7 protein-coding genes are annotated in these 9,683 nt (G+C 60.8%); 1 reads left to right on the forward strand and 6 read right to left on the reverse strand.

Annotated features, from left to right (window positions below; genetic code table 11):
* Both ACGVJ8_RS03380 and acnB read right to left on the reverse strand, forming a co-directional pair.
* On the reverse strand, positions 1–928 hold a 928-nt coding region (locus tag ACGVJ8_RS03380), incomplete at its 3' end, for a chloride channel protein (protein ID WP_392345486.1).
* A 24-nt stretch (positions 929–952) separates the two neighbouring features.
* Positions 953–3,535, reverse strand: a complete 2,583-nt coding sequence (acnB, locus tag ACGVJ8_RS03385) for a bifunctional aconitate hydratase 2/2-methylisocitrate dehydratase (RefSeq protein WP_392345487.1) — start codon at positions 3,533–3,535, stop codon at positions 953–955.
* A 96-nt stretch (positions 3,536–3,631) separates the two neighbouring features.
* Here acnB and ACGVJ8_RS03390 point away from each other — a divergent pair, with 96 nt between their 5' ends.
* Positions 3,632–4,699 (forward strand): 3-deoxy-7-phosphoheptulonate synthase, encoded by a 1,068-nt coding sequence (locus tag ACGVJ8_RS03390; RefSeq protein WP_392345488.1) that lies wholly within the window; start codon positions 3,632–3,634, stop codon positions 4,697–4,699.
* A 16-nt stretch (positions 4,700–4,715) separates the two neighbouring features.
* On the opposite strand, the gene ACGVJ8_RS03395 is transcribed toward ACGVJ8_RS03390, so the two are convergent.
* From ACGVJ8_RS03395 to ACGVJ8_RS03410, 4 genes are all read right to left on the reverse strand, one after another.
* Positions 4,716–5,366, reverse strand: a complete 651-nt coding sequence (locus ACGVJ8_RS03395; RefSeq protein ID WP_392345489.1) for a diacylglycerol/polyprenol kinase family protein — start codon at positions 5,364–5,366, stop codon at positions 4,716–4,718.
* Positions 5,367–5,371: 5 nt separating this feature from the next.
* Positions 5,372–6,358, reverse strand: a complete 987-nt coding sequence (locus tag ACGVJ8_RS03400) for an RpoD/SigA family RNA polymerase sigma factor (protein WP_392345490.1) — start codon at positions 6,356–6,358, stop codon at positions 5,372–5,374.
* 203 nt (positions 6,359–6,561) lie between these two features.
* Entirely contained in the window at positions 6,562–8,700 is a 2,139-nt protein-coding gene (ppk1, locus tag ACGVJ8_RS03405) for a polyphosphate kinase 1 (protein ID WP_392345491.1), read from the reverse strand.
* Positions 8,701–8,745: 45 nt separating this feature from the next.
* Positions 8,746–9,683 (reverse strand): MFS transporter (locus ACGVJ8_RS03410; protein WP_392345492.1); only part of this gene is annotated, 938 nt, incomplete at its 5' end.

Raw genomic sequence — 9,683 nt, forward strand, 5'->3', positions numbered from 1 at the left:
GCAGGGCTGCATAGACGCAGCCCAGCACGAGCCCGCTCACGGTCATGCGCAGGATCAGTCGGTCTCCGAACCAACGGTTGCCTTGCCGCTGCATGGTGAGCACGTAGCGGGTGTAGAGCTCCGCCAGTACACCGATCACCACACCGAGAGCGACCAGATACAGCAGATCCACCGGTAGGAAGCGCACCAGGGGGGTGTACTCCCGTTCCAGTTGAAATCCGATCGTGCTGTTGAGTCCGCCGCCCCCGGGGTTGAGGCCGAGAAAGCCCAGCACATCTGCCAGGGTGTCGGCCGAGAAGGTGGTGATGATCACCAGCAGCAGCACCATGGGCTTGGCGGAGTGGAGCAGCTCTTCGATCGCGTAGATGAATCCACCGATGGGAGCACTGAACACGGCGGCAATGCCGGCACCGCCACCTGCGGCCACAATCACCCGGCGAAAGGCCACCGGTGCCCGCAGCCAGCGGGACATCTGCCAGGCCACGGAGCCGCCCATCTGAACGGCGGGGCCTTCCGGGCCCAGGGGGAAACCCGAGCCGATGGCAATGATGCCGGCCACCAGTTTCACTAGGCCCACCCGCAGACCCATCGGCACCGACCGGTGGCGCAGGAAGCCCATGATGTGGGTAATCCCGGCTCCGCCAGCGGCCGGAGACAGGTTGGTGATCAGCCAGGCCGAGATCATCCCGCCGATGGCGCCGAGGGCGGGGAGCACCACCCAGGCTGGAAACTCATCGAGCAGATCGAGCCGCCAATCCCGCAGCAGGTTGATGCCGCTGGTGAACAGCAGGCCGGTGATGGCAGCCCCAAGGCCCGTGAGCGCCAGAGCTAAAACCACCACCAGCCAGCGGCGCTCCAATAACCTCCTGATGCTCCGGCTGGAGCCCAGGAGGTGGTGTCGTTGTGTGGGTTCGCTCAGGGATGGCACAGATACAGATGAGGTGATCCGGGATCAGGCCTGAGCCAGAACGGTTGCTTCGTCGTCAGCACTGACCACCCGCCCCTGATCCTCAAAGCCGCTGATCTGATCGAAGTTCAGGTATCGGTAGAGCTCGTCGGAGAGGGGATCGATCTTCTCGGCCGCAATGCTGCGGTATTCCTCTGGGGTTGGGATGCGTCCCAGCTGGGCGCAGACGGCGGCCAGTTCGGCGCTACCCAGGTAAACCTGAGCTCCTTTGCCGAGGCGGTTGTTGAAGTTGCGGGTGCTGGTGGAGAACACGGTGGTGTTGTCCTCCACGCGGGCCTGGTTGCCCATGCAGAGGGAGCAACCCGGCATCTCCATGCGGGACCCGGCGGCTTCGAAGGTGGCGTAATAACCCTCCTCTTTCAGCGTCTCCTCGTCCATCCGCGTTGGGGGGCAAACCCAGAGTCGCGCCGTGTTCTGGCCGGCGCCTTCCAGTACCTTGGCTGCGGCGCGGTAGTGGCCGATGTTGGTCATGCAGGAGCCGATGAACACCTCCTGCACCGGGTCACCGGCCACCTCGCTGAGCAGCTTTACGTTGTCGGGATCGTTGGGGCAGGCCACCACCGGTTCGGTGAGCTCGTCGAGGTTGATTTCCAGCACTTCCGCGTACTCAGCGTCAGCGTCAGCGCTCATCAGCTGCGGGTTCGCCAGCCAGGCCTCCATCTCCTTTATCCGGCGGGCCAGGGTGCGGGCGTCGCTGTAGCCGCGGGCGATCATGTTTTTGAGTAGCGTCACATTGCTGCGCAGGTATTCGCTCACCGTGTCTTCGGAGAGTTTGATCGTGCAGCCGGCGCAGGAACGCTCGGCACTGGCATCGGTGAGTTCGAAGGCCTGTTCCAACTTCAGGTCGGGCAGACCTTCGATCTCCATGATCCGGCCGTTGAACATGTTTTTCTTGTTGGCTTTTTTAACGGTGAGTAGCCCCCGCTGAATGGCCACCCAGGGGATGGCGTTGACCACGTCCCGGAGCGTGACACCCCGTTGCAGGGATCCGCTGAAACGCACCAGCACCGATTCCGGCATGTCCAGCGGCATGGCGCCGATGGCGGCCGCAAAGGCCACAACCCCAGATCCGCCTGGGAAGGAAATGCCGAGGGGGAAGCGGGTGTGGCTGTCGCCGCCGGTGCCGACGGTGTCGGGCAGAAGCATCCGGTTCAACCAGCTGTGGATAATGCCGTCACCGGGCCGAAGGGCCACGCCACCGCGCTGGGCGAAGAAGTCGGGCAGTTCGTTCTGGGTCTGCAGATCCACCGGCTTCGGATAGGCAGCGGTGTGGCAAAAGCTCTGCATCACAAGGTCGGAGGAGAAGCCCAAGCAGGCCAGTTCCTTCATTTCGTCCCGCGTCATCGGGCCGGTGGTGTCCTGGGAGCCGACGGTGGTCATCAGCGGTTCGCAGCTGGTGCCGGGTCGGACGCCCGCGAGACCGCAGGCCTTGCCCACCATCTTCTGCGCCAGGGTGAAGCCCTTGCCGGTGTCTGCCGGGGCTGAGGGGCGGATGAACAGATCCGAAGGGGTGAGGCCAAGCTTGGCGCGCACCTTGTCGGTGAGGGCGCGACCGATCATCAGGGGGATGCGACCGCCGGCCCGCACCTCGTCGCTGATCGTGGTGGGCTTCAGCTTGAACCGACTCACCACGCTGCCGTCCCGTTCGATCGTGCCGGCATGGGGGTGAATGGTGATCAAATCACCGGTGTTCAGTGCGGTGACATCGCATTCGATCGGCAGGGCACCGGAGTCTTCAGCGGTGTTGAAGAAGATCGGGGCGATCTTGCCGCCAAGGATTACGCCGCCCGCCCGTTTGTTGGGTACGTGGGGGATGTCATGGCCGGTGTGCCAGAGCACCGAATTGATGGCGCTCTTGCGGGAGCTGCCGGTTCCCACCACATCACCGACGTAAGCTACGAGATGGCCTTTCTCTTTCAGGCTCGCGATGGTCTTCAGGCCCTCTGGATCGCGGGTTTCGAGCATCGCCAGGGCATGGACGGGGATGTCAGGCCGGGTGGTGGCGTGGGTGGCCGGCGATAGGTCGTCCGTGTTGGTTTCGCCTTTAACCTTGAACACCGTCACGGTGATGCTGTCGGCCAGTTCGGGCTTGGCGGTGAACCACTCGGCTGCAGCCCAGCTGTCCACAACTTGCTTGGCAAAGCGGTTGTCCGCCGCCAGATCCATCACTTCGTTGAATGCGTCGTAGACAAGCAGCGTTCGGCTGAGTCCCTCAGCAGCACAGCCAGCCAGCGCAGCGTCGGAGTGCTTCAGCAGCTCGATCAGGGCAGCGACGTTGTATCCCCCCACCATCGTTCCCAGCAGGCGTGTGGCGTCCAGTGGTGACACCAGGGGGCTCTTGGCGTCTCCCTGAGCCACGGCACTGAGCCAGGTGGCCTTCACGTAAGCCGCTTCATCCACACCCGGGGGGATCCGTTCGTTGAGCAGGTGCAGCAAGAACTCTTCCTCACCGACGGGAGGGTTCTGCAGCAGCTCGGTCAGTCCCTGGGTCTGCTCGGCGTTGAGCGGAAGAGCGGGAACGCCCTGGGCTTCCCGGGCGGCGGCCAGCTCGCGGTAATCGCTCAGCATGGAGATCTCTGTTCAGGGATGACCACCATTCTTCCGGACCGTGTCTGTTGCCAGTGAGCGGGGTGCGTAGCCTTGGTCGGAGTCTCGCGTCCAGTTATGGCCACCACCTCCGATTTGCATGTGGTGGAGACACGTCCCTTGGTGGCCCCTGCTGTCTTGCATCAGGAGATGCCCATGGACGCGGCGGCACTTGAGACCGTGGCCTCAGCCCGCCAGCGCATTCAAGACATCCTCAGTGGCCGTGATCAGCGCTTGCTGGTGGTGGTGGGCCCCTGCTCCGTGCACGACGTCAAAGCTGCCCGGGAGTATGCCCAGCGCCTGGCTCCGATTCGCGAGCGCTTGAAGGATCAGCTCGAGGTGGTGATGCGGGTGTATTTCGAGAAGCCGCGTACCACGGTCGGCTGGAAGGGGCTGATCAATGACCCCCATCTCGATGACTCCTACGACATCAACACCGGTCTGCGTCGTGCCCGGGGATTGCTGCTGGATCTCGCCCGTGAGGGGATTCCCGCAGCAACGGAACTGCTTGATCCTGTGGTTCCGCAGTACATCGCTGATTTGATCAGCTGGACCGCGATCGGCGCCAGGACAACGGAAAGTCAGACCCACCGCGAAATGGCCTCAGGGCTGTCGATGCCAATTGGCTACAAGAACAGCACCAACGGCAGTGCCACCATCGCGATTAATGCCATGCAGGCGGCAGCGAAGCCGCATCACTTCCTCGGCATCAATCGCGAGGGTCATGCCTCGATTGTCAGCACCACGGGCAATCCTTACGGCCACCTCGTGCTGCGCGGCGGCAGCCAGGGCAGCAACTACCACTTGGAGGCTGTGCAGGAGGCCGCAGCCGCGTTGAGCCAGGCCGGTCTGCAGGATCGTCTAATGGTGGATTGCAGCCATGCCAACAGCAACAAAGACTTCCGCCGACAGGCGGAGGTGCTGGCCAGTGTTGCTGAGCAGTTGCGGGGGGGCTCCAATCACGTGATGGGCATGATGATCGAGAGCCATCTGGTGGAAGGCAACCAGAAACTGAACGCCGACCTGATGCAGCTGACCTATGGCCAGAGCGTCACGGATGCCTGCATCAGCCTTGAGACCACCGAGACCTTGTTGGATGATTTGGCCGCAGCCGTGGCCAGTCGCAGACAGACGGTCACCGCTTGAGCGTCACCATCTGAGCTCAGACCACCAGTTGACTCCACAGCACCCCAACGCTGAGGGGAACGCTGAGGTTGTCGAGACCGCGCCAGCTGAGCTGTTCCAGCCCGGTTGCCATGGCCACCATGCCAAGGGTTGCCGGCAGGATCAGGTCAGCCCCCGACCATTGCGCCAGGCCGATCAGCACCAGGCTTGAGACAACGGCCATGGTCATCGTGCCGACGGTTGATTTGGTCTGACCAAAAAGAACCCACCTCGGGGACTCGACGTTGCGGCCGATCAACCCTGCAAGGCCATCCCCCAGGGCCATCACGAGAACCCCGGCGGACACCGCATCGGCTCGGGTTGGCCAGAACAGCAGAAGCAGCGTTGTGATCGCGATGCCGTAGGCGATGGTGCCGTAGCTGTTGCGATCGACATCCTCAACGGCGGGGATGAAGCGCCATTGGTGGTTTATCGTCGTCACAAGTGTGATCACCGCCGCGACAGGTAGGACAACGACGAAGGGAATTTGAAAGAACCAGGCCAAAGGGACCACGGCTCCGGTTCCGATATGCACAATTTTTCGGCTCAGTTCCCGTTGGTTCGGCCAAAGGCGACGACACAACACCGCGCCTGCTGTCACCATCGCCATCCAGAGCAGGATGGCGATGGGTCCGGTGAAGGAAAGCAAGTTGCTTAGGCGGCTTGTTGTTGGTTGGTCATGGCGCGCAGCTTGAGAATCGCTTTGGCCTCGAGCTGTCGGACGCGCTCACGGGATACATTGATCTGACGACCGATCTCCGCAAGGGTCAGAGGCTCTTCACCACCAAGACCGAACCGCAACTTCAGAATTTTCTGCTCGCGCTCGTTCAACTGCGACAGCCAGCCCCCCAGATGCTCTTTCTGGATGCTGCGATCCATCCCCTCCATCGGCTCCTCACCGTTGGGATCTGGGATCAATTCGCCCAGGGTGCTGCGATCTTCTTCGCCACGGGCATGGGCATCGAGTGATGCACAAGGTGCGCTCTGGGAGATCAAATCCTCCAGTTCCCGGGGTTCGATGCCCATGGCACTCGCCAACTCCAGCCGATTCGGTTGACGGCCGAAGCGGTGGGACAGCTCCCGGGAGATGCGGCGCATCTTGGAGAGCTTTTCGCTGATGTGGATTGGCAGGCGAATGGTGCGGGCGCTGTTGTCGATGGCCCGCGTCATGCCTTGGCGAATCCACCAGTAGGCATAGGTGGAAAATTTGTAGCCCATGGCGGGGTCGAACTTGTCGACCGCTCGTTCCAGGCCGATGGCACCTTCCTGAACCATATCGAGCAGTTCCAGACCCTGATTTTGGTATTTCTTCGCCACGCTCACCACGAGGCGGAGGTTGGCGGTCATCATCCGGTCGCGGGCACGTTTGCCCATGCGGATCTTGTGGCGATGCCGGGAGGTCAGCTCCTCTTCCGGTAACTCCTGGAGTTGCTTCATCGCTTGCACATGGTGTGCAAGTTCAATTTCTTCAGCTGCAGTCAGCAAGGGAATGCGTCCGATGCTGCTCAGGTAAAAACCGATGGAGTCGGTGGCAAGCCGCCCTCCTTGTCGAGTCGATGGTCGGCTTCCAGTGGACGGCAACGCAGGTTTCTTCCGGGACGACTGTTTTGTCGTGCCGGAAGATTCCAGAGGGATCCCCATCACCCTGGTCTCCTGAATGAATTTGGGCTGAACTTAGCACCAAGCAACAGTGTTGACTGTTCTGAATCGAAAGAATTTCAGGAGCTGAATCTTTGGGCTTTCAAAACAACTGATTCGACTGAGATCGTGGCGGCCTCAAGTTTGTTTTTGAAGGAATGTTGTATCTGATGTCACAGACGCAATCCCTTTGAAAATTAAAAGAATCACAAGGATTGGATGCCGTTACTCCATTCCTTGATCAATTGAATCTGGGAATTACGTTCCGAGGCCTCATTTTCGGGTTTGCGCTGCACAAATATGCCGTCGCTCTGCATGTCCCAGGCACCTTGGTTGTCATTGAAGTACAGCTGCAGCAGGCGTTCCAGTTTCTGGCGATGTTCGGGGTGTTCGATCGGTGTGACCGCTTCAATGCGGCGGTCGAGGTTGCGGCTCATCCAGTCGGCACTGCCGATGTACACCTCTGGAGAGCCGCCGTTGGCGAACGAAAAGATTCTTGAGTGTTCCAGGAATGGGCCGATGATGCTGATCACCCGAATGTTTTCACTCAGTCCTTCGCGACCGGGATAGAGGCTGCACATGCCGCGAATGATCAATTCAATCGTGACTCCGGCTTGGGACGCTTCATAAAGAAGCGCAATGATCGTTGGGTCCACCAGGGAGTTCATTTTGGCTCGGATCACGGCCTCTCGGCCGTGCTGGGCATGTTCAATTTCGCGGCGGATCAACAGCTCCATGCCTTTCCGCAGTGTGACGGGGGCAACGAGCAGGCGACGAAAACTTTGCTGCTTGGAAAAACCGGTGAGGTAATTGAACAGTTCCACCAGGTCTTGACCCAGTTCCTGGTTGGCGGTGAGCAGGCCCAGGTCGGTGTAGAGCTTGGAGGTTTTGGAGTTGTAGTTGCCCGTGCCGATGTGCACATAGCTCTGAAGCTTTTCCTTCTCCTTGCGCACCACCAGAACAATCTTGGTGTGGGTTTTTAGCCCCAGCACCCCGTAAACAACATGAACCCCGGACTGCTCCAGGTGCCGGGCCCATTGGATGTTGTTGTCTTCGTCAAATCTTGCTTTCAATTCCACCAGTGCCATCACCTGCTTGCCGTTTTCGGCGGCACGGATCAGTGCAGCGATGATCGGCGAGTCTTTTGAGGTGCGGTAGAGCGTCATCTTGATGCCCATCACCTGGGGATCGTCCGCTGCCTGGTTGATGAACTCTTCGACGGTTGTCGAGAACAGCTCGTAGGGATGGTGCAGAAGAATGTCCTGACGGCGAATCACCGAAAAAATCGATTCGAACTCATCCAGATTGATCGCTCCCTCTTCCAGCAGGTGCTGCTGACTGCGGGCCAGCAACGTCGGTGTCTGGCCGCCGTGGGTTCGGCTCTTGAGTTTTGGCAGCGGTAGTGCAGTCAGGCTGAGCAGGTCGTCCAGGCCCAGGGGGCCATCAATCACATAGAGGTCTTCCTCTTCAACGCTGAGTCCTGTCATCAGCATCTCCACCACGTCCTGAGGCATTTCGTTAGGCACCTCGAGGCGCACCACCTCACCGCCCATCCGTCGTTTTCGCAGTCCCTGTTCCAGGGCCAGCATCAGGTCATCGGCTTCCAGATCCCTCAGCTCCAGATCTGCATCCCGCGTCACGCGGAAGAAGTAGTGCCCCTCGATCGTCATGCCAGGGAATAGCTCCTTTAGGTTGAAGGCGATCACCTGCTCGAGTGCGATGGCGGTGTGAACGGGTTTGTGCTCCTGGCCGCTCAGATTCGAGGGGATGGCGATGAAGCGAGGAAGATTTTTCTGGGGAACTTTGACCCGTGCAAATTGCCGTTGTCCTGTTTCCGGATCAACAACCACGGCGGCAATGTTCAGGCTCAGGTTGCTGACGAAGGGGAACGGATGGGCTGGATCCACAGCCAGGGGTGTGAGGACTGGAAACACCGACGTCTGAAACGTGTCGTCAACCCACTGGCATTGGTCGTCGTTCAGCTGTTTGTAATCGAGCAGAGCAACGTTGTGCTCCAGCAGCTTCGGCCTCAGGTGCTGGCGGTAATGCACCTGTTGCTCTCGCAGCAGAGGAATCAGGCGCTCTCGGATCGCCAGCAGTTGCTCCAGGGGTGACTTTCCGTCTTCACTCGGTTTGCTGACGCCCGCCTCAACCTGAGACTTCAGTGACGCCACGCGAACCATGAAGAATTCGTCGAGGTTGTTGCTGAAGATGGCGCTGAACTTGGCTTGATCGAGCAGAGGTGTGCGCGGATCAAGGGCCTGGGCCAGCACCCTCTCGTTGAAGGCGATCCAGCTCAGCTCCCGGTTGATGTAGTGCTCCGGGGCTAAGGCTGCTGCGCACATGGGCTGAACGGCTCGGCACTGGTGTCGTTAGCCGAAACGTAGCAATCAGGACTGGCTTGGTTGTGTGTCGGAGATGTCTGGCAGAGGGCTGCCGGCCACCAGGCCGATCACGATCACCAGCACGGTTGCCGCAGCCGCAAAGGGGCTCACTGGACCAAGCAGGTCGTAGCTCAATCCTGCCAGGGGTGGACCGAGAAAACTGCCCAAACTTTGCAGGGCCTGAAGGCTGCCGAGGGCGCTGCCTTGCCCCTCCCGACCCAGGCGCCGCGACACCAGGCTACGCAGACTTGGTGTGACCAGGCCGGTGCCCAGGGCCAGGATGCCGACGGCGGTGAAGATGGCGCCGGCCCGATCGGATGCACCGACGCTGGGAATCAGCAGGCATCCAATGATCACCAGGCCCAGGCCCAGCAAGGTCAGACGCCATTCACCAAACCGCTTCACCAGGGGCCCGATCAGCCCTCCTTGGACCACGGTGGCGACGACTCCCACCACCAGGAAGGCGGTGGTGGCGAGCTCAGGGCCCCAGCCGAATCGCTGCTTGAAATAGAGCACCAGGATGGCGGTGAAGCCGTTGAAGGCCAGGAAGAACAGGAAAAAAGCTCCGCACAGTCGCCCCACGCTGGGGTTCATCAGCACCTGGCTGAGTCGTGCAAACGGATTCAGGTTCCGTTTTCTGGGCAGGCTTTTGCGGGACTCCTGGGGATGGGTTTCCGGCAGCAGATTGAGCACCACCAAGAGGTTGAGTGCGGCGAAGCCTGTCGCCACCCAAACGGGAAGGGACACCGCCACCCGGGCCAGTTGCCCGCCAACGAAGGGGCCAAGGATGAACCCCAAGCCAAAGGCAACGCCAATCAAGCCGAAGGCCCTGGCCCGCTTGTCGGGAGGAGTGATGTCGGCAAGCACGGCGCTGGCTGTTGCCGCCGTACCGCCACTGATGCCGTCAATGATCCGTGCTGTGAACAGCAGCAGCAGGGGCAGCA

The organism is Parasynechococcus sp. (genome assembly GCF_042954245.1).
Taxonomy (GTDB): domain Bacteria; phylum Cyanobacteriota; class Cyanobacteriia; order PCC-6307; family Cyanobiaceae; genus Parasynechococcus.

Coding starts and splice junctions, on each gene's coding strand:
- ppk1 (WP_392345491.1), bottom strand. CDS start 8,700: ATGTGCGCAGCAGCCTTAGCCCCGGAGCACTACATCAACCGGGAGCTG.
- ACGVJ8_RS03390 (WP_392345488.1), top strand. CDS start 3,632: ATGGCCACCACCTCCGATTTGCATGTGGTGGAGACACGTCCCTTGGTG.
- ACGVJ8_RS03400 (WP_392345490.1), bottom strand. CDS start 6,358: ATGGGGATCCCTCTGGAATCTTCCGGCACGACAAAACAGTCGTCCCGG.
- acnB (WP_392345487.1), bottom strand. CDS start 3,535: ATGCTGAGCGATTACCGCGAGCTGGCCGCCGCCCGGGAAGCCCAGGGC.